24 protein-coding genes and 1 rRNA gene (1 of these 25 only partly in view) are annotated in these 20223 nt (G+C 46.9%); 23 read left to right on the top strand and 2 right to left on the bottom strand.

Annotated elements, in window-relative coordinates:
* Nucleotides 1-1620, top strand: a 1620-nt coding sequence (locus C8268_RS06780; RefSeq protein WP_199794819.1) for an O-antigen ligase family protein, incomplete at its 5' end; no start/stop codon positions are given.
* A 43-nt stretch (nt 1621-1663) separates the two neighbouring features.
* Here C8268_RS06780 and C8268_RS06775 read toward each other — a convergent pair.
* Nucleotides 1664-1978: a hypothetical protein gene (locus tag C8268_RS06775; RefSeq protein WP_106766967.1), complete on the bottom strand. Its 315-nt coding sequence runs from the start codon at nt 1976-1978 to the stop codon at nt 1664-1666.
* A gap of 147 nt (nt 1979-2125) precedes the next feature.
* Here C8268_RS06775 and uptA point away from each other — a divergent pair, with 147 nt between their 5' ends.
* The 20 genes from uptA (at nt 2126) to C8268_RS06675 (ending at nt 17371) form a co-directional block, all read left to right on the top strand.
* A complete protein-coding gene (uptA, locus tag C8268_RS06770; RefSeq protein ID WP_106769862.1) occupies nt 2126-2734 on the top strand; it encodes an undecaprenyl phosphate transporter UptA in 609 nt (202 codons plus the stop codon).
* Between the two features lie 4 nt (nt 2735-2738).
* Entirely contained in the window at nt 2739-3305 is a 567-nt protein-coding gene (locus tag C8268_RS06765) for a thioredoxin family protein (protein WP_106766966.1), read from the top strand.
* 6 nt (nt 3306-3311) lie between these two features.
* Nucleotides 3312-3938: an MBL fold metallo-hydrolase gene (locus tag C8268_RS06760; RefSeq protein WP_106766965.1), complete on the top strand. Its 627-nt coding sequence runs from the start codon at nt 3312-3314 to the stop codon at nt 3936-3938.
* Between the two features lie 191 nt (nt 3939-4129).
* On the top strand, nt 4130-4321 hold the full coding sequence (locus C8268_RS06755) for a hypothetical protein (RefSeq protein ID WP_106766964.1): 192 nt from the start codon (nt 4130-4132) through the stop codon (nt 4319-4321).
* 298 nt (nt 4322-4619) lie between these two features.
* On the top strand, nt 4620-5156 hold the full coding sequence (gene sigY, locus C8268_RS06750; protein ID WP_106766963.1) for an RNA polymerase sigma factor SigY: 537 nt from the start codon (nt 4620-4622) through the stop codon (nt 5154-5156).
* Nucleotides 5149-5481, top strand: coding sequence for a YxlC family protein (locus tag C8268_RS06745; RefSeq protein WP_106766962.1), 333 nt, complete (start codon nt 5149-5151; stop codon nt 5479-5481). The genes sigY and C8268_RS06745 overlap by 8 nt, the downstream gene beginning before the upstream one ends.
* Entirely contained in the window at nt 5474-5698 is a 225-nt protein-coding gene (locus tag C8268_RS06740; protein ID WP_106766961.1) for a hypothetical protein, read from the top strand. Before C8268_RS06745 ends, C8268_RS06740 begins: the two co-directional genes overlap by 8 nt.
* Before the next feature lie 23 nt (nt 5699-5721).
* The gene (locus tag C8268_RS06735; RefSeq protein WP_106766960.1) at nt 5722-5916 is read left to right on the top strand and encodes a PLDc N-terminal domain-containing protein; all 195 of its coding nucleotides are present in this window, start codon (nt 5722-5724) and stop codon (nt 5914-5916) included.
* Nucleotides 5913-6836, top strand: a complete 924-nt coding sequence (locus C8268_RS06730) for an ABC transporter ATP-binding protein (protein ID WP_106766959.1) — start codon at nt 5913-5915, stop codon at nt 6834-6836. The genes C8268_RS06735 and C8268_RS06730 overlap by 4 nt, the downstream gene beginning before the upstream one ends.
* On the top strand, nt 6833-7606 hold the full coding sequence (locus C8268_RS06725) for an ABC transporter permease (protein WP_106766958.1): 774 nt from the start codon (nt 6833-6835) through the stop codon (nt 7604-7606). Before C8268_RS06730 ends, C8268_RS06725 begins: the two co-directional genes overlap by 4 nt.
* 142 nt (nt 7607-7748) lie before the next feature.
* Nucleotides 7749-8129: an ATPase gene (locus C8268_RS06720; RefSeq protein ID WP_106766957.1), complete on the top strand. Its 381-nt coding sequence runs from the start codon at nt 7749-7751 to the stop codon at nt 8127-8129.
* Nucleotides 8130-8269: 140 nt separating this feature from the next.
* Nucleotides 8270-8557: an Asp-tRNA(Asn)/Glu-tRNA(Gln) amidotransferase subunit GatC gene (gene gatC / locus C8268_RS06715; protein ID WP_106766956.1), complete on the top strand. Its 288-nt coding sequence runs from the start codon at nt 8270-8272 to the stop codon at nt 8555-8557.
* A gap of 23 nt (nt 8558-8580) precedes the next feature.
* Entirely contained in the window at nt 8581-10035 is a 1455-nt protein-coding gene (gatA, locus tag C8268_RS06710) for an Asp-tRNA(Asn)/Glu-tRNA(Gln) amidotransferase subunit GatA (RefSeq protein WP_106766955.1), read from the top strand.
* A 30-nt stretch (nt 10036-10065) separates the two neighbouring features.
* A complete protein-coding gene (gatB, locus tag C8268_RS06705) occupies nt 10066-11505 on the top strand; it encodes an Asp-tRNA(Asn)/Glu-tRNA(Gln) amidotransferase subunit GatB (protein WP_106766954.1) in 1440 nt (479 codons plus the stop codon).
* A gap of 190 nt (nt 11506-11695) precedes the next feature.
* Nucleotides 11696-12154 (top strand): GNAT family N-acetyltransferase, encoded by a 459-nt coding sequence (locus C8268_RS06700; RefSeq protein WP_106766953.1) that lies wholly within the window; start codon nt 11696-11698, stop codon nt 12152-12154.
* 56 nt (nt 12155-12210) lie between these two features.
* Nucleotides 12211-12924 (top strand): MgtC/SapB family protein, encoded by a 714-nt coding sequence (locus C8268_RS06695; RefSeq protein ID WP_106766952.1) that lies wholly within the window; start codon nt 12211-12213, stop codon nt 12922-12924.
* 168 nt (nt 12925-13092) lie between these two features.
* The gene (locus C8268_RS06690) at nt 13093-13695 is read left to right on the top strand and encodes a hypothetical protein (RefSeq protein WP_234032684.1); all 603 of its coding nucleotides are present in this window, start codon (nt 13093-13095) and stop codon (nt 13693-13695) included.
* A 46-nt stretch (nt 13696-13741) separates the two neighbouring features.
* The gene (locus tag C8268_RS06685; protein ID WP_106766950.1) at nt 13742-15061 is read left to right on the top strand and encodes a DUF4097 family beta strand repeat-containing protein; all 1320 of its coding nucleotides are present in this window, start codon (nt 13742-13744) and stop codon (nt 15059-15061) included.
* Between the two features lie 82 nt (nt 15062-15143).
* Entirely contained in the window at nt 15144-15563 is a 420-nt protein-coding gene (gene perR / locus C8268_RS06680; protein ID WP_106766949.1) for a peroxide-responsive transcriptional repressor PerR, read from the top strand.
* A gap of 56 nt (nt 15564-15619) precedes the next feature.
* Nucleotides 15620-17371: a glycosyl hydrolase family 18 protein gene (locus C8268_RS06675; protein ID WP_106766948.1), complete on the top strand. Its 1752-nt coding sequence runs from the start codon at nt 15620-15622 to the stop codon at nt 17369-17371.
* 269 nt (nt 17372-17640) lie between these two features.
* Here the strand turns inward: C8268_RS06675 and C8268_RS06670 are convergent, their stop codons facing one another.
* Nucleotides 17641-18036, bottom strand: coding sequence for a YgzB family protein (locus tag C8268_RS06670; protein WP_106766947.1), 396 nt, complete (start codon nt 18034-18036; stop codon nt 17641-17643).
* Nucleotides 18037-18156: 120 nt separating this feature from the next.
* On the opposite strand from C8268_RS06670, the gene C8268_RS06665 reads away from it, so the two are divergent.
* Nucleotides 18157-19035 carry a nucleotidyltransferase-like protein gene (locus C8268_RS06665; RefSeq protein WP_106766946.1) on the top strand — a complete coding sequence of 293 codons (879 nt, stop codon included), beginning with the start codon at nt 18157-18159 and terminating at the stop codon, nt 19033-19035.
* A 483-nt stretch (nt 19036-19518) separates the two neighbouring features.
* Nucleotides 19519-20223: ribosomal RNA gene (locus C8268_RS06660) — 16S ribosomal RNA — on the top strand (it continues 850 nt past the right edge of the window).

Here is a 20223-nt window from a genome sequence, read left to right as displayed (position 1 = left end):
GCCCAAGAGCGGCGCCGGGCAGCGCCGCTCTTGGCGGCAAGTGCCGCGCCGACTGCAGGCGCGGCACTGCTCTATCGCCAGCTGGCTGATGTCCAGCTGGCTCCGGCGGTGCTGCCCGGCCTGCTGTGGCTGGCCGGGCTTTGGGCCGGCAGCGTGCTCGCCGGCCTGCTGTTGTGCCGCGGGCTTTCAGCAGGTGGCTTGGGCCCGCGGAAATTTGCTCCCGTTGCGGCTGAAAGCTCATCTCCAGGCCCCGTCCGGGGCAAGCTGGTGGAGCATACGGGTGACGGGAGCTCTCAAGGTAATGCGCCCGGCGCCGCCTCAGATGCGCTGCCTGCCAAAGGCTATCGCCCGCGAATCGTTCTCATTCTGTCCGCGGCGCTTTATATCATCGCCTGTGCAGCCGTCCTGTCACGTGCTGGTGTCCGGCTTGCAGGCGAAGCAGAAACGATGAGCGCGCGCCAGCTCATGTATCACGATGCATGGGGCTTGTTCATGTCGGCACCTTGGCTTGGACATGGGGGAGACACATGGCGGATGTCCTACCGCTCCATTCAATCACAGCCATATGTCGGGGCTGAAGTGCATAGCGGGTATATGGATCTGCTCCTGAATATCGGAGCCATCGGTTTGCTTATCGTGCTGCTCTCCCTTTTCCTGACCGCGATCCGGTTAAAATCCGCCTGTCCGTCTTTGCTGCCCGCTTTTTCCGTTCTGCTCATTCACAGCATCATCGATTTTGACTGGAGCTACGGACTGGTGTGGCTGCTTATGCTTTGGCTGGCAGCGATGGGAACCGCCCGGGCAGCACTCAACAAACCTGGCCATCCCTTAGCCGTACGGGTTTCTTCCCGAGTGATGAAAGGCATCAGGACAAGATTTTCTGCATGCGTTTTTGATCAGGGTTTCACCGTTCGAATGACTTGGCTCGGCCGCCGGATTTTATTTATTACCGGGGTGGCCTGTCTAACCGTTTGGACAGCTTTGGTTTCATCCTATTGGCTCGGAGACCGTTATTTCGAACAGGCGATCTTCACCGTGGACGAAGGGAAGCGCAAGCAGCTGCTTGAGTCCTCGATACGCTGGAACCCAGCTTCCCCGGAAACAGCATTGCTTCTTGCAGAGCAGCTGCCCCCTATGGAGGCGGCTGAGGTGCTGAAGCGGGGCCTCGTCCGCTCACCGGGACACCCGGCATTGATATGGGGGATGGCTGAACTGCATGCTTTGAGCGGGAACGCTGAACAGGCTGCGATCTGGTACCAAATCAGCGTAGAAAAAGATCGTTACCATACAGGGAAGCAGACACAAGCGATTCTTTCCCTGGTTCGTTTAGCCAGAAACGAATGGGCTTTAGGAAGAAGCGAATCCGCTTTAACTACAGCTTATTCCGCTATTAATGCTTATGACGCCTATCACCAAACGGCCAAAGCGGTAACGGAAAATCCTTTTGCCAGAAATGACAGAGACTTCAGAATGAGCCCTCAAGCGGAGCGGGTCGCAAGAGATTTGAAGCAAAGGATTGAAAAGATCCATCTCGACGCTTATCAAAACGCCATAAGTGTACCTGTATTTCTTATACCTAACACTACATTACAAGAAGAAATGTCTTCTTTGCCCTTATAAAGAGCAGCAGGGCTGGTAAGCTTTTAACCCTTTAGGTCGCCGGTTAACCGCCAAACGCATCTCTGAAAGCGGAAGCCAGCGGTTTTTCTGGTATTTGCCACAGCTCGGCAAGCTCGGGACATACGTCTTTTTCCCACCAGTCGCATAGAAGCTTTTTATTACTACGGTTTTCATGAATCCAGATCAGGTTGCCGATGACCTTTCGGTAATAGAGATCCTCCCCTTGTTTTATCAGCTCTGGCGAAATATATTGTTTTAGCCGCTTTGTCGTGCGGTATAATTCCTTGCTGCAAGCACGCCTGATCCCTCGTGGAGTTGGAGGACGGTTTCCGGTCTTGCTGTTGTATGGTGTATGCATGATAGCTCACTCCTTTTACTCCACCATATGTAAAATTCCGGGCGAAAGTCACAACCGTTAGTCCAATTGGGCGAACATTCGAACGCATGTCCAGCGCTTCATCAGAATAGGCTTTATTAAGATGATATAGAAGCGGGGGGACGGATGTTGGAGCTTGTTTATGATGTGGTTGGGCAGTTGTTTGACTGGATTCAAAGTCTCGGTTATTTCGGCATTATGCTTGGATTGATGATGGAAGTCATTCCGAGCGAAATTGTACTCGCCTATGGCGGGTTCCTCATTTCAATCGGAGAAATCAACTTTTTCGGGGCGATGATATTCGGTACAATCGGAGGAGTCGTTGCCCAGCTGTTTGTTTATTGGATTGGGCGCTATGGCGGAAGGCCTGTTCTGGAAAAATACGGGAAATATATATTGATCAAGAAGAAGCATATCGATTATGCTGAAGAATGGTTTCAAAAGTATGGTACGGGCGTTATATTTTCAGCACGCTTTGTTCCTGTCGTTCGACATGCGATATCGATTCCGGCTGGCATTTCCAAAATGAATGTTTGGCGTTTTACTTTTCTGACAACACTTGCCGTGATTCCATGGACTGCGCTATTTTTATATATGGGTCTCTTATTGGGCGACCGATGGGAACTGATCGATGAGAAAGCTTCCCCTTATGTACGTGAGCTGCTGCTTGGCGCATTGTCATTAATGATTATTTATTTTGTGATAAAATGGTTTCAATCCAAAAAAGGGAGGTTATAACCAGATGGCAGTTAATCTTGCCCATAAATTTGGCAGCGGTATTTCGCCAAAACAGTTTATGGATGGCATGGAAAAGAACAAAGAAGATTTTCAGGCAGGGTATGATCAGTTTTCCTGGAGCAATGAAGAGGACCGGGAATTTTTTGAAAGCCTGAATTTCCGGGATGATCTGCGTGTACTTATACTTGCAGCCGATTGGTGCGGTGATGTCGTTCGGAACGTGCCGGTAGTTTTCCGGGCACTTGAGACGGCTGGCATAGAGACAGAAGTGCTCATTATGGAACAGCATCTGGATGTGATGGATCAATTCCTTACGATGGGTGGCCGATCCATTCCGATTGTCATTTTTACAGATACCGGAGGACATATACTCGGTCAATGGGGCCCTCGGCCGAAGCATGTACAGCGGTTTATGATAGAGTTCAAGGAAGAGAACAGTGACCGGGAAGCGCCGGACTACGAAGAGAAGCTGGGAGCTGTTCGTCAAGAGATCATCAAAGCTTATGGGGAAGGAAATGAAGTTCACGCGGTGATTATATCCGAGCTGCGTGAGCTGATTTCAGGGTTTTAACGAAATATGTTGAATATTGAAACGTTCAGCTTGGGGCCTCTGGAGACGAACGCTTATCTCTTAACCGGCGCAGAGGAAGGAAAAGCAGTGATTATTGATCCGGGTATGAATCCGGAGCCGCTCATCCGGCGAATTGAAAATCTAGAAATTGAAGCGATTTTGTTGACACATGCTCATTTTGACCACATGGGAGGAGTGGAGGAGATACGGAAGCTGAAGGGCTGTCCGGTTTATCTTCATGACTTGGAAAAGGACTGGCTTGGCAGTCCGAAGCTTAACGGTTCATTAAGATGGCCAAGCGTATGTCCGCCGCTAGCAACAGAACCGGCAGAATATGATCTGGCAGCTGGACAAAAGCTGAATTTGATCGGTCTTACGTTTACCGTGTATCATACGCCAGGTCATTCCCCGGGAAGCTGTAGTTTTCTGTATGAAAACCACTTGTTTTCCGGTGATGTTTTGTTCCGAATGGGTGTTGGCCGCACAGACCTGCCTGGCGGCAGAGAACAGGACCTGCTGAATTCCATTCAGAATACGCTATTTACTTTTTCCGATGAAACGATCGTGTATCCGGGCCATGGACCCAAAACGACAATTGGTATGGAGAAACAACAAAATCCGTACGTCTATTGATGTTAGATGAATTTTCCTGCGACAAAATTCGAGAAAATAGACTAGACAAGGCAGGACAAGATTGATACAATACTGTTAATTAAATGTTACCTTTGCGAAGCACGCAGACTGTGGAATATTAATCCCGGTTTGCGTTCTTTTTATTTTCGGGGCCATTTGTGCGGTGTGGTCTATATTAGGGGGACTTCGGAATGAAGAATAGCAGGTTGCTGCAGTTTGTCAGGAACAATGCTGTGAGAGATGTCGACATTGAACGTGCAGCTGTGAAAAGTCCTGACGATCAATCGACACCATCTGTCGTGTGGCACAGATTATTGAAAGGAAATAAAGCGGGGACTCAGCCATGGCATGATCGATTGAACGAATATCGATACAATAAGTGAAATACATACAGCTATCGGGGCAGTCCCGAAAATAGTTTTGAAATTGTTGAAATGTTTATTCGACAACGAAACGGAAGACCATCCAGAGGAATTTTTTCTCTTTGGGTGGTCTGTTTTCATTTATATTTAAAATACATGTTATATTTCGATTTCTATGATCATTTGATAGATATGGAAACGAAAAGCATCATTGAAATCATCAGTTTCTGGATGAAAATTTTTAGCTCATAACGCATTGAACGATTACAGCGAGCAAATCGTATTATCTATAGAATGCGAAAGAGGTGAACAAGCTCGTATGAAAGGTACAGAGGAAGAAGTGATTCGCCAAGCGACAACAGGTGACACTAAAGCTATGGCGCAGCTATTTCAGCGACATTATTCCTTTTTATACAAATATTTGCTTAAAGTCACCATGAATCCATCCACAGCTGAGGATATAGCACAGGATACGGTGATCCGATGCATGGAGAATATAGGGCGTTACAATGGCACATCTTCTTTTTCCTCATGGATGATCACGATTGCTACGCGTATTTACATGGATAGAATCAGGCGTAAGAAACGGGAACAACAATGGCTTCAGAATGAACGCAAGCAGGGCATTCGCAATATGCGCTGGCAGCTTGAAAGCCGCAACGAAGAATGGAGTGATCTGATGGAAGCATTATCTCGTCTATCGGAGGAGCACCGAATCGCTATTTTATTGAAGCATTATTACGGTTACAGCTATGAGGAGATAGGAAGTATGCTTGGTGTCCCTGCAGGAACGGTAAAGTCGCGAACCGCTTACGGGATCAAATCATTGCGAAAGGAGATGAAGATGGATGTCTGAAAGATCAAATGAGCAAAATGAACAATTGATTGCAAGTCTGAAGGCGGAGCTAAGTCAGATCGACTCTGCTTTTGAGAAGCCTGCACCGCCGCTCGATGATTTTCATAAATTGGCTGTTCATACACTGGCGAATCAGAAACGGAGATGGAGAAATGAGCTGTTTATTTTTCTATTGGTTGCTGTGTTTATCGTAAGTGCCGTCTTTTTGGCAGCGTGGCTTCAACCTGTTATGCTGTGGATCGTTCATGGCGGCAGTATGCTGGTCGGAGCTGTCATCCTCACGCTATCACTTCGCTCTCCAGAAAGCAGGGATTCTCATGACTAATCCGATCGAGACGACGCCTGTTTGGGTACTCGTTGGAATGACCATTCTTGTTCTTTGCCAAGGCGTATGGCTTTTTATCGATTCGAAGAAGCGCGGTTTGGGGAAAATGTCCTGGTTTTGGGGGATATGGGGCTCGACAACGATGCCGCTTCCGCTTCTCCTTTACTGGCTTATCGTCATCAGGCCAAGACGAAAGAATACAAAATCACATGATTGAATAATAAAAGGAGGGGGATTTCCGTGGATATCAACTGGGGATTGATATGGCCGCTCATTGCACTCCAAATTATTCTTGCGGTCACCGCACTCATCTCACTGTATAAAGCGGAGCCGCAAGATATTAAAGGAAGCAAGTTAATGTGGGTGTTTATTATACTGATCATTAATATATTCGGAAGTGTTGCGTATTTTGTTATCGGGAGGAAGCATACATGAGTGTTAGCTTGTTGGAAGTCCGGGATTTAAAAAAAAGCTTTGGAAGCATTTCTCCGGTAAAGGGAGTATCTTTCCAAGTCAAAAAAGGCTCCTGTACGGCGCTTCTTGGCCCGAATGGAGCGGGAAAGACGACGACACTCCGGATGTTGGCCGGACTTCTGAAGGAAAGCGGCGGTTTGATGGAATATGCCGGGTTTCAGCGAGGAGATAGCTGGCGTAACCGGATCGGTTATTTACCGCAACACCCTAAATTTTATGGATGGATGACGGGAAGAGAGTACATTAGATTCAGTGCTGATATCTCCGGTCTCGATGGACGCAAGGCGGGTGAGCGGACGGAAAAGGTTCTCGAGCAGGTTGGTCTGAAAGATGCTGCCAAGCGAAGGATTTCAGGTTATTCCGGTGGGATGAAGCAGCGTCTTGGACTTGCACAAGCTCTCGTTCACGAGCCGGAACTACTCTTGCTCGATGAGCCGGTCTCGGCTCTTGATCCGCTGGGCCGCAGGGAAGTAATGGATATGATTCGTGATTTGAAAGGGGACAACATAACGATTTTGTTTTCTACGCATGTCCTGCATGATGCTGAAGAAATATGTGATGAGATGCTGTTCATGGTGGATGGTCTTATTGCGGAGCAAGGGACGCTTGATGATCTGCGCACCAAATACCGTCAGCCGGTCCTTCATATTGCTGTTGAATCTGCAGGAAAAGGAGCAGAGTGGCTAAAATCTCTTGCAGCAAAGTCTTTTGTGGCGGATGCGGAGATCGGAAGAGATTCGGCAAAGTTGACCGTTAACGATATAACGATAGCCAGAAAGCAATTAATGAAGGAAATATCAGAGCAGGATATTCCGCTTGTGCGCTTTGAGGCGGGAACGTCATCACTAGAGGATATGTTCATGAAGGTGGTGAGCGGGTGAGAGGGTTATGGATATGTTACAGGAAAGAGATGCTTGAGCATACTCGAAGTTATAAATTCATTTGGGTTCCTATCGTATTTCTGCTGATCGGCATAACCCAGCCGATATCTGTTTATTATTTGCCTGAGATCCTTTCGCTGTCGGGCAATGTACCGGAGGAAGCTTTGGCTTTATTTCAGACGCCGTCATCAAGCGAAGTTGTGGCACAGACGCTTGGTCAGTACAGTATGGTCGGTCTGTTGGTGCTTGTTTTGGCAGGCATGAATACTGTGGCTGGAGAACGAACTTCGGGGACCGGTGAGCTGCTGCTTGCACGTTCCATATCTCCAGCGCTGATTATCACCGCTAAATGGGGGGCACTGATGACGCTTCTGGTCACTTCCTTTGGGCTTGGTTTAGCGGGATCGGCTTATTACACTGCCGAGCTGATCGGACCACTGGATTGGAGTGCTGTTGCAGCCTCAGGCGGAATTTATGCACTGTGGCTTGGTTGGGTACTGGGCCTCGTTCTTCCTCTTGGCGCTATATTCAAAGGGCCGGCTACTGCATTTATCAGCTTGGGGACAGCGGCGCTTTTATCGCTCTTGTCCGGATTGTTTCCTTCCTATACGCAATGGAGTCCTGATCGTCTTCGAAGCTTTGCAGCCGATTGGCTTGCGGGAGGAACGGAGGCCGCTTATGGACCTGCAATCATCGCCCTTGTGATCATGGTGCTGTCTGTAGCTTTTGCCTCTTCGCTGCTCAGAAGAAATATTCTCCCTGGCGAGTGACGGTTATTTTTTTGATGCGGGACGAATCGACCATACCTTTCTGAGTCTATTGATTTATATAATCTTTTATAAGAACATGGACTTTTCTATCGCTTTTTAGTAGACTAATGAGATAAAAGAATGACATCTCAGGAGGTAGACGATGCTGCGTTTAGGGGAAAAGGTTACAGTCGTCGAAGATACCTTTGAGCAGAATCTTCCGATCGGTCATCACGCCTATATTATTGCTTATGACCGGAATCCGGATAATGCGTTCGATTACGTAATTCGCATTCCGTCTCTCAACCGTAATTTTTTCGTTCCAGCTGCTGATATTGAACTGGAATCCGTCGTGTTGAAGCAGGAAGCTGAGCGGGTCGAGCGTGAAGCGCTCATCGATTTCGCCCTGTCGACATATAATGAGAAGCTGTTTTTTCAAGTGTTGAACGGTGAGTTGGAATCTGCCGAAGAGGAAGAAGAAACCGCGGAAAATTTGTCGCAGGCGGATTTTATCAAACAAGTTAATCTTCGAGCTTGGATTTAAGAGAGTCGGCCTAGGGGCCGGCTCTTTTTTGGAATCGCCCCGATGATTGAATTGTCCATGCTTCTACAATATAATGAGAAAAGTTATCCCGGAGACTTTATCCCTTTAATTTGAAAGGGGAAGAAAAAGGAGTGAATGACATGAGTATTACACCGAAAGACGTTCAGCATGTGGCCAAGCTGGCTCGTTTAAATTTGACGCCGGAGGAAGAGGAGATGTTTACCGGTCAGCTGAACGCGATTTTACAATATGCCGAAAAGTTGAATGAATTGGATACCGATGGCGTTGAGCCGACGACACATGTTTTGCACTTGCACAATGTAATGCGTGAGGACAAGGTCCGTGAAAGCCTGCCAATTGAGAAGGTACTGCTCAATGCGCCGGATGAGGAAGAGGGACAGTTTAAAGTACCGGCGGTATTGGAATAGAACCTGAAGGGAGGATGTTCAACTTGAGTCTGTTTGATTATAAATTATCGGAAATACATAGCAAGCTAAAAGAGAAGGAAATTTCGGTCAGCGATATGGTGGATCAGGCATTTCAGAATATTCAGCAACGTGAAGACCGGATAAAGGCTTATATTACCCTGGACGAGGAAGGGGCTCGCGCTTCTGCTAAGCGATTGGACGACAAGCTGGTTTCCGGAGAAGCTCGCGGCCGCTTGTTTGGTTTGCCTGCTGGCATTAAGGATAACATCGTAACCGAAGGGCTTCGCACAACCTGCGCCAGCCAGTTTCTGTCCAACTTCGAACCGGTATATGATGCAACGGTGATCAACAAACTCCGTGAAGCGGATACCGTTACGATCGGCAAGCTGAACATGGACGAGTTCGCCATGGGCGGCTCCAACGAGAATTCAAGTTTTTATCCGGTTCGCAATCCGTGGAATCTGGAGTATGTTCCTGGAGGTTCCAGCGGTGGTTCTGCTGCTGCGGTTGCTGCAGGTGAAGCTTACTTTACACTCGGGTCCGATACCGGCGGATCGATTCGTCAACCTGCTTCCTATTGCGGTGTTGTTGGCTTGAAGCCGACATACGGTTTGGTGTCGAGATTTGGTCTGGTGGCTTTTGCCTCATCACTTGATCAGATCGGGCCTTTAACGAAAAATGTTGAAGATGCTGCTTACGTGCTTCAGTCGATCGCAGGATATGACTCGATGGATTCAACCTCAGCCAAGGTAGACATTCCGGATTATACAAGCGCTCTGACCGGTGATGTTTCTGGCCTGCGGATCGCCGTGCCGAAGGAATATTTGGGCGAGGGCGTTGATTCTGAAGTGAAGGAATCCATTCTGAACGCGCTTAAGGTTCTTGAGGGATTGGGCGCTGTTTGGGAGGAGGTTTCCTTACCTCACACAGAATACGCTGTGGCTGCTTATTACTTGCTGGCTTCGTCAGAGGCTTCTTCGAACCTGGCTCGTTTTGATGGGGTTCGCTACGGACAGCGTGTGGAAACCGGCAATTTGCTTGAGCTGTATCATGAATCCCGAAGCCAGGGCTTTGGAGATGAAGTGAAGCGCCGGATTATGCTCGGAACCTATGCGCTGAGCTCAGGCTACTACGATGCCTATTATTTAAAAGCCCAAAAAGCCCGCACTTTGATTAAACAGGATTTTGACAAAGTATTTGAAAAATATGACGTTGTTATCGGACCGACCGCGCCTACAACCGCGTTTAAACTGGGTGCACAAGTCGATGATCCGCTTACGATGTATTTAAATGATATTTTGACCATTCCGGTCAGCCTCGCTGGCGTTCCGGCTATTAGTGTGCCGTGTGGTTTTTCAGGAGGAATGCCTGTAGGTATGCAGGTGATTGGCAAGGCGTTTGACGAGTCGACTGTACTGCGTGTAGCCCATGCCTATGAACAAAATACAGAACACCACAAGCAGCGGCCTGCGTTGTAAAGTGACGGCAGAGAAGGAGGGAAATAAAACATGTCTACATCGAAATATGAAACGGTAATCGGGCTTGAAGTACACGTGGAACTGCATACGAATTCCAAAATCTTTTGCGGTTGTTCCACAGAGTTTGGCGCTCCACCCAACACGCATACTTGCCCGATCTGTCTGGGACATCCCGGAGTGCTGCCGGTACTTAACCGACAGGCTGTCGAATATGCTATGAAAGCGGCGATGGCACTGAACTGTACGATCGGGGATGTCAGCAAGTTTGACCGTAAAAACTATTTTTACCCGGATTCACCCAAAGCTTATCAAATTTCGCAGTACGATCAGCCTATCGGCTTGAATGGCTGGATTGATATTGAAGTGAATGGCAAAACAAAACGGATCGGCATCACACGTCTTCATTTGGAGGAGGATGCAGGAAAGCTGACGCATGTCGACGGAGGCTATGCATCACTTGTTGACTTCAACCGGGTGGGAACACCTCTGGTAGAGATCGTTTCTGAACCGGAGATCGCATCGCCGGAGGAAGCAAAAGCCTATCTTGAAAAACTGCGTGCCATCATGCAGTACTGCGATGTATCCGATGTGAAAATGGAAGAGGGCTCGCTGCGCTGTGATGCCAATATCAGTCTGCGCCCTTGGGGACAGAAGGAGCTGGGCACAAAGGCCGAGCTGAAAAACATGAACTCATTCCGCGGTGTTCAGCGCGGATTGGAATATGAACAATATCGTCAGGCTGAGATCCTTGATGAAGGCGGGGTTATCGCTCAGGAGACTCGCCGCTGGGATGAAGCGCAAGGTAAAACGCTGTCGATGCGCGGCAAGGAAGAGGCACATGATTATCGTTACTTCCCTGATCCGGATCTGGTTACTGTTCACATCAGCGAAGAGTGGAAGGAAGAGATTCGTGGGTCGATTCCGGAATTGCCGGATGCTCGCAAGGCCCGGTATACATCGGAATATGGCCTGCCAGATTATGATGCAGGCGTCATTACCTCTTCCAAAGCGATGGCTGATCTTTTTGAGGACAGCCTGAATTATACAAAGGATGCAAAAGCTGTTTCCAACTGGATTATGGGTGAACTGATGGGTTACCTGAATGCGAGCAACCTTGAACTGACAGACGTGAAGATCACCGGGCAAGGTCTTGGTGAAATGATCGGCTTGATCGAGAAAGGGACGATCAGCAGCAAGATCGCAAAGACGGTATTTAAAGCGATGATTGAGACTGGGAAGCTTCCTAAGCAGATCGTCGAAGAACAAGGGCTTGTACAGATTAGCGACGAGGGTGCTATCAAAGCCATCGTTGAGCAGGTGGTTGCCTCGAACCCGCAGTCCGTAGAGGATTATAAGGCCGGCAAGCAGAAGGCGATCGGTTTTCTCGTTGGTCAGGTTATGAAGGAGAGCAAGGGTAAGGCGAACCCGGCGCTTGTTAATAAGCTGTTGGTTGAAATACTGAACAGCTGAGGCTTAATGTGAAAAAGGAGCTTGTCTGTTATCAGGCGAGTTCTTTTTTCTCATTTATGTTGTATGCTGAGAGTTGGCCGAGCACGCAAACAAACCATGCTGCATGGGTGTTATGTTTTATCAGCGACTGGACTATACATAGAGTACTGCCGAAATGAATAAGGACGGGGGTACTGCAGGAGGCTAGAAAATGATTCATTCTTTATCATTGGAGCAGCGTGACATCGTTCAGCAAATATGGGCATTGCAGCATATGGCTTACCCCATTGAGGCAGCATTAATTGGATTTAAAGAGCTGCCTCCCTTGCAGGACACATTTGAAAGCATTTCTTCATCAGGCGAGTTTTTTTATGGTTATATAACGGAGGAGGGAGAGTTGATCGGTGTCATCGCAGTTGAAGTTGAACAAGAACAGGTGACCATTTCCAGAATGATGGTGCATCCGAACCATTTTCGGAAAGGGATTGCCAGAGGCTTAATTCAGCATGTACTGGACACGTACCGTGATACTCCACTCTTTATTGTGATGACCGGCACGAAGAATACCCCGGCGGTTTCGCTGTACGAGAGGTTCGGATTTCAGCGGAAAGGTGCTTTTGAGGTTGCACCAGGGGTCGAGCTGACAGAGTTCCATTTGCAATTGAAGTGAAGCTTCTAACTTCAGTTAAGAAGAGAAGTAACATCAGGATAAAGGAGGTATCGTAATTGGGTGATCCTTGGGCTATCGATCATTTAAATATTTTGCTGCGTTTATTGCTTTCGATGTTAATGGGAGGGGTAATTGGCTGGGAGCGTGAACGTTCCAATCATGCGGCGGGACTTCGGACACATATTTTGGTATGTCTTGGCTCAGCACTCATCATGCTTCTCTCGATCTATGGTTTTTCAGACTTTGTGGCGGAGACGAATGTTCGAATTGATCCGGCACGTTTGGCTACAGCAGTCATAACGGGCATCGGCTTTCTCGGAGCGGGAACGATTTTGTTCACCGGCAAGTCGATCACTGGTCTGACTACAGCGGCATCGATTTGGGTGGTTGGCGCTATAGGGTTAGCTATAGGAGCAGGCTTTTATTTTGCGGCTGTCGTAACAACGCTTCTTATTTTACTTAATCTGGTCGTATTTAATAAACTGGAGGAGCGTTATATTCGTGGTAGTAAACTGCACCTGATTACGATACATGCAGCGAATGCACCGGGACTGCTCGATGGGTTATCTGCTATGTTGACTGCTGAAGGTTTTACGATCAAGAAGTTAATTGTGAATGAAAGAAGCGCTGTACCATACGGTGAACTTCAACCGGCTTTTCCAGGTGTGGAGATCCAGCTACAAGTGCTGACGGACCGAAAGTTTGACCCTGTTGAACTGACGAAGCAGGTTCAGCATATGGGTGAAGTAACATTGGTGAGCGTGGAATAAATATGGAGAAACGTCACCCCGGATAACAACGGCAGTGGCGTTTTTTTAAATACATAGAATATGCTTTTCATAGGCATCCCGTTTTTTTACAGTTACTCCTGACCCGAAATTAGGGTACTATCAAGAAAAAGAAAGATGGCTGATGAGCGAAAAAGGAGAGAAGATCTCATGAGTACGCCAGAACACCAATCTCCCATAAACATGAAGAAGTCGGATAGAAAAAATACAGGATTGGTGCGAAGAAAGCGGAAGCTGTCCGCTTTGCTGCTTGCTGCACTCCTTCCGGGCATGGGACATATCTATCTTGGATTATATCGTAAAGGTATTACGTTCATTATGTTGCTGATGCTCGATGTATCGGCACTTCTATACTTTTCTTCTATTGGCATGCAGATTAATGTCCCGCTTATCATACTGTTAGCGCTGCTGATACCCTTGGGATACTTCTACAATGTTTATGATGTTCTCCAGGCAGCGGAATATATACTGTCCCGTCGCCGCCGTGAAGAGGCAGTGGTGCTATCGGCTCATCGTCAAGAAGAAGCGAAAGGCGGAGGGAATCCATTTCGTAAAGAGCGGGGACTTTCGTTTGGCCTGATGCTCGTTGGCGGTGGAATCCTGTTGATTCTGTTCCATCAAAAGCCGCAATGGCTGCAAACAGGACTGCGTGATTACGGCACGATGATGGTTGCTTTGCTGCTTATGGTGGGCGGTACTGGGGCAGCGATCAAAGAGCTGATACGCATTCGTAAAGACCGTAAAATATTATAGTGGTTGAACTACCATGCGCTCGTTTTATGGAGTAAGGGGGGAAGTGATGAAGCACAAAATCAGAGTTGGCCGATATACAGCTGCCTTGCTGCTTATTATTACAGGTGCCCTTTTGCTCTTCGATGAATGGAATGAAACGAATCATATTTTTTTAATACTGAAATGGTGGCCTTTGCTGTTTATCATATGGGGTGTTGAATATCTGTTGCGGTATTTGCTTGCACGTCTTCAAGGACGACGGGGGAGTTTTCGGTTCCGCCCGGATTTTAGCGGAGTGATTCTATCTGTCTGTCTCGTGGCTTCAGTATTTCTGGTAACGCAGCAGGAACATTTCTTGCATCTGTGGAATCGTGTCAGTCTCAATCTGACAGCTGCTGGAGTTGATTATAGTGAGGCGGCAGATAACAGGTTTCGGAAAGAGACGCTGGAGATTCCAGTCGAACTTGAAACCGGTAAGATCATCGTGGATCACCTGAATGGAGACATCACGATATACCGATCGGATGTGGATCAAATCGTTGTCGATACGGTGGTTTGGGTCGATCAAGAGGAGAAGGGGATGGCTGAAGCAATAGCTGAGATGTCAACGGTTGAAGCGGACGAAGGGGATACCATCGTTATTCGGGCCAAGGGAAAGGCATACGGTGAATCCGGAAAAAGACAGCCAAAAATGAACTTGGAAATTGCCATACCGGATGATCGGCGGTTTAATCTGGATATAAGAACAATGAACGGTGATGTGTCCTTGCTGAATGTAGAGGCGATCGATAGCATCACGTTGGAGAGCGGTAACGGTGGACTAACACTCAGCCGTGTCTATGGTGACGTCAGCGGGAAAACATTAAATGGTGACATTCATGTGCGAGGGGTTACCGGTGATGTCAAACTGTCTACCAACCGTGGAAATGTGGAGGCATATGACGTTTCGGGAAGCGGCTTTTTTACGACACAAGTAGGTAACATGATCCTCAAAAGGTTTGAAGATGAAGTGGATGTGAAGACCAGAAACGGGAATATTACAGTATATGATGCTGAAGATAAGCTGACGGCTGAATCACTTAATGGCAGCATTAATGTTCAAACTGGGGTCCTCGGCGGGAACTGGAATGTTTATAGTGCCGTTGGCGTGATCAATCTAGGCCTTCCTGCGGAAGGGGATTATCAATTAGAGGGGGGTGTCAGCTACGGCAGCATTCAGACGGAACTCCCTCATCTAAGTGTGGATCAAAAGACAATTAAAGGTATGGCTGGCACCGGTGAATACAGTATAAAAATTGAAGGAACCAGTGACCTTAATATCTATAATATTGACCCTCCAATAGAAAATGAGAAGTTTGAACGAGGAATGACGCCTCTTTCGGATTGACAAAATTAAGAAGGTAGCCGTACAATAAAAAAAAGATATCTATTTTAAAGTAATTCTATTTTAACTTAAGGCGGTGGACAACATGGGAACGTCCGTTCAGCATGCACTGGAACAACTGAAAACTTCTGGTGTCCGCATTACACCGCAACGTCATGCGATTTTAGCCTATTTAGTGGAATCGATGGCTCATCCAACGGCTGATGATATATATCGTGCTTTGGAACCGAAATTTCCAAGCATGAGCGTAGCTACTGTATACAACAACTTAAAAATGTTTATCGAAGCGGGCATGGTACGTGAACTTACCTATGGCGATAACTCTAGCCGATTTGATGCCAATGTTTCTGACCATTATCATGTGATTTGCGAAAAATGCGGCAAGATTGAGGATTTCAGTTATCCTTCTTTAGCGGATGTAGAACATCAGGCGGAGAAGAGCACGGGATTCCAGGTTAATGGACTTCGGATGGAACTGTATGGAATTTGCAAGTCCTGCAAATAAATATCTGTTCTCAATAAAACGTGCGGAATGACAGATTCCACACGTTTTTGTTGTTAATGGGGACAGCTTGGAAAGAGCATTGGAGGGAGCATTCATTGGTAACAAGAAGGAGGCGCAGGAGGCGTCGCAGTGGAAAGAAGTCTATATTTTTGGGGATCATTCTGATCGTGGCCGGAGTTTGGTGGGCAGTGGCCGAATACCTTCCGAATTCGAGCTATACTGAACCGGATTGGCGCGGTATAAAACAGCCTATTTTTGTCGAAGGTCATTTGATGGATTATTCGGCTATAGGTTCGGGAAAGGATTTGAAGCTGCCTGTGCCTGTACTGCAGGAAGCGGTTGATTCGCATATACGGTATGAAGAGGCAACGAAATCTGTTATTTTAACGACGGATTCGTCCGTTGTACAAATGAAGCTCGATAGTAAGGAGGGGGAGAAGAATGGCAAAGCGGTTTCTTTTCCCGAAGCTCCTGAACAATTGGACGGAGTGGTATATGTTCCAATTGCTCCTCTTAAACAAACTTATGGTATAGCTGTACACCAGGATGCAACGACAGGCGCGGTTATTCTTATGAATGCCGGTGATGAGATTACTTTTGCCAAAGCGCGGCCGGACAAGAGTGGACAAACCGTTGCTCTGCGGGAAAGTCCCACGATTAAAGCTCCCATCCTCATGGATCTGCCTGAAGGGGAGCGAATCCGGTTATGGGGACAAGAGCAGGGATGGTATTTTGCTCAGACAGACAATGGTTATACAGGTTATGTAAAAGCAAAGGAAATCGAGACGAGCACCAAGAAAAAAATTCCGGAACTATCGGTTCCTGCTTCAAGAGCGGAAAAAGAGTGGAGCGGTAAGCCTGTTAATTTGGTATGGGAAGCTGTTTACTCCAAAAAACCTGATCCGAAAACGATCGGCAAGCTTCCGGGGGTGAATGTTGTCAGTCCAACCTGGTTCGATGTTGTAGATGGAAACGGAAAAGTGACATCGAAAGCCGATGCTGAATATGTGACATGGGCTCATGGTCAGCAAATGGAAGTTTGGGGGCTGTTGAGCAACAGTTTTGATCCGGATGTCACGACATCATTTTTGGCCAGATATGACAGCAGATCCCGGGTTATTGATCAGATGCTATATTATGCAGAGAAGTACAAGTTGGATGGAATCAACATCGACTTTGAAAATGTATATACAAAAGATAAAGAAAACCTGGTTCAGTTTATGAGGGAGCTGAAGCCTCTCGCACATGCTAAAGGACTTATTATATCGATTGACGTTACTCCAAAATCAAACAGTGAAATGTGGTCGGCCTTTCTGGATCGCCGCGAGCTTGCACAGGCCGTTGATTATATGATCGTCATGTCATATGACGAGCACTGGGCATCCAGTCCGAAAGCGGGATCGGTTTCTTCACTGCCTTGGGCAGAAGGTACAATAAGACGAATCATCGAAGAAGATGATGTGCCGCCATCTAAGCTGATTCTCGGCGTTCCGTTATATACACGGATATGGACAGAAGAGGGCGAGAACGGAGGGGGCGAGGTATCTTCGACAGCTGTCGGCATGGACAAGGCTCAGCGTTTGATCAAGGAGAAAAAGCTGAAACCTTCGTTCGATGAGGCCAGCGGGCAAAATTATGTTGAATATAAAGAAGGAAAAACATTAAAAAAGATTTGGATCGAGGACGAGACCTCACTTAAAGCGCGGGTTGATTTGGCGAAATCATTACAGCTTGGCGGGATTGCGTCATGGAACCGAAGTTTTGCTGTCCCAAAAGCATGGGAAGTTTTAAGCGAAATTCATAATTAAAATTATAAATGAAAAGAATATAAAAGAACCGGCTCATCCAATGAGGAGCCGGTTCTTTGTTAAATCTAAGAAAGTATAGGATTGGCATCATCCTATACTTTCTTAGATTTCTTTCGCGAAACTTAAGCTGTGCCCGTCAAAGACGGCAAAACCGTTTACGCTTGGGTTATTATAAGACGATTCATGTATGAGCATCTCTGTTTTCTTTATCAGCTTTGTGTCACAGCGGTGCCGCAACCAGTTCACTGCTGATCAGATTTTATTTTACGTTACACCGTTGTATCGGCTGGATCAGGTGATTTCGCTGCAGCATGCTGAGCTTCAAGCTCGTCGGCTGTTATATTTGCGATGTTAGGGTCCTGTGTAAGTATGGTTCTGCAAAACATGCAGCGATCGGTTTTACCGAGCATTTTTGTTTGTTTCGTGCATTCCGGACATTGGATTTGTACGGCACTTGTTGAAAGCATACCTGCCCAAAAATAAATGGCAAGGCTGCCCATCATCGCTATCAGACCAAGTACAAGTCCTATACCAGCAACCACTTTGCCGGCCTGCCCCCAAAACACGACCCCGGCTGTTCCCAGGACCATAAGTCCCATTCCGATCATAGTCAGCAATAAACCCCAGGTGCGAAAAGCGTTAATCTTTGCGGTTTTAAAAATCATAGATTAAGTGCTCCCGTCGTTTAAATATTGTTTTTTTAAAAGAAGGAACTTACATGGACATGTAGAATTACATTATAACTGAATTGACCCAAATTAGCCAAGGAATGTATGGAGGGAATCGTGGAACTGACCAACTTTTCTTTTTTTTATAGCAATTCGGTTGACGAGGAAGCAGTAGGAGCAATAGCTTATCGTAACTCGGAGAATACGTTTCACGGTTCGCTGGTTCATGATTTTGATATCAGTATCGTTGTTGTTTATAAAGACGACGTCGACGAACCTGCAGTCAGGCATACTATTTTGCAGGGAGAACAGTGTCAGGTGCTTAGTGTTGGAATCGATAAATTGCAGAGAAAACTTCTGACAGGGCAAAATCATGTGTTTCTAAAATGTATTCTCGAAGGAGAAATCATTAGTGACACGAATGAACAGCTAGCTGTTTTAAAGCGTGACTTTTTACGCTTTTCCGGTTTGAGAAGGGACCATCTGCTTCTTATAGGCTTTGCCCGTTTTCTTCAGAAATATATGGATGCCAAAATACATATGAAGAATGGGCGAATAATGGATGCCTATCAGAGTATTCTCGGCGGGTTGTATCACTGGGCTGAGATTGAGCTGATTGAAAGAGGAATTCATCCGGAGGCTGCGGTATGGGAGCAGATTACAGGTTTAAACACTCCTGTACGTAAGCTGTACGAAGAATTAACAGTCAGCACGGAGACGCTTGATCAGAGAATTGAACTTGTTTTGCTCGCTTGTGAGTTTTCTATGGTTTCAAAAATAGCCGATTGTTCATCTATCCTTCTTCGAATATTACGGAGCAGGCGAACACCATGGACGGTTCAGGAGTTGATGCAGCATCCGGATCTTGAATCTGTTAGCAGCGAGTTACCGCTTATTCTTCGCAAACTTGTTTATTGTTCTTTGGTTAAAGAGGTACCTGTTTGGAAAGAAACAGTATTGTATGGTTGTGAACATATTCGATACTGTGCAGAATAAATGTACTAGAACAAACGGCTGCTTTCTGTAAGGAAGGGGAGCCGTTTTCGTTTATATATGAAAAAGTAGACGGATAAATAACCGAGTAAAGTGCATCCTATTTTCGAAAGAAGATGGACTCTCGAAAATACATGTCACCTTAGTGAAAGAGCATAAATTTAATAACTTGAAATTTTTTTTGAAATAAGGTTGACGTCCAACTATAATCTATGGTAAGTTATTAATCGCCCCTTTCGTAAGGGCATGAAACAAATGTTGTTTTAAAAAGTCGTTTAAAGAAAATTAAAAAAAAGTTCTTGACGAAATATAGGACAACATGATATATTATAAGAGTCGCCGCTGAGAGCGAGTTTGAACAGCGGAAACGAAGTTGATCTTTGAAAACTGAACAACGAGTGAGTTAAACCGATCTTGCATTAGCAAGATCAAAGAGAAGTAAAATTCTCGTCAGTTTTTCTATAATGAGCTAATCGCTCTTTCAATTTATTGGAGAGTTTGATCCTGGCTCAGGACGAACGCTGGCGGCGTGCCTAATACATGCAAGTCGAGCGGAGTTTTTAAGGTGCTTGCACTTTAAAAACTTAGCGGCGGACGGGTGAGTAATACGTAGGCAACCTGCCCTGAAGACTGGGATAACTACCGGAAACGGTGGCTAATACCGGATAATTTATTTCGCTGCATGGCGGAATAATAAAAGGCGGAGCAATCTGCCACTTGAGGATGGGCCTACGGCGCATTAGCTAGTTGGTGAGGTAACGGCTCACCAAGGCGACGATGCGTAGCCGACCTGAGAGGGTGAACGGCCACACTGGGACTGAGACACGGCCCAGACTCCTACGGGAGGCAGCAGTAGGGAATCTTCCGCAATGGACGCAAGTCTGACGGAGCAACGCCGCGTGAGTGATGAAGGTTTTCGGATCGTAAAGCTCTGTTGCCAGGGAAGAACGCTTAGGAGAGTAACTGCTCCTGGGGTGACGGTACCTGAGAAGAAAGCCCCGGCTAACTACGTGCCAGCAGCCGCGGTAATACGTAGGGGGCAAGCGTTGTCCGGAATTATTGGGCGTAAAGCGCGCGCAGGCGGCTCTTTAAGTCTGGTGTTTAAACCCGAGGCTCAACTTCGGGTCGCACTGGAAACTGGGGAGCTTGAGTGCAGAAGAGGAGAGTGGAATTCCACGTGTAGCGGTGAAA

The sequence above is a fragment of the Paenibacillus faecalis genome (genome assembly GCF_900289175.1).
Lineage (GTDB): Bacteria > Bacillota > Bacilli > Paenibacillales > Paenibacillaceae > Paenibacillus_AQ > Paenibacillus_AQ faecalis.
This window is presented reverse-complemented; position numbering and strand designations above follow the sequence as displayed.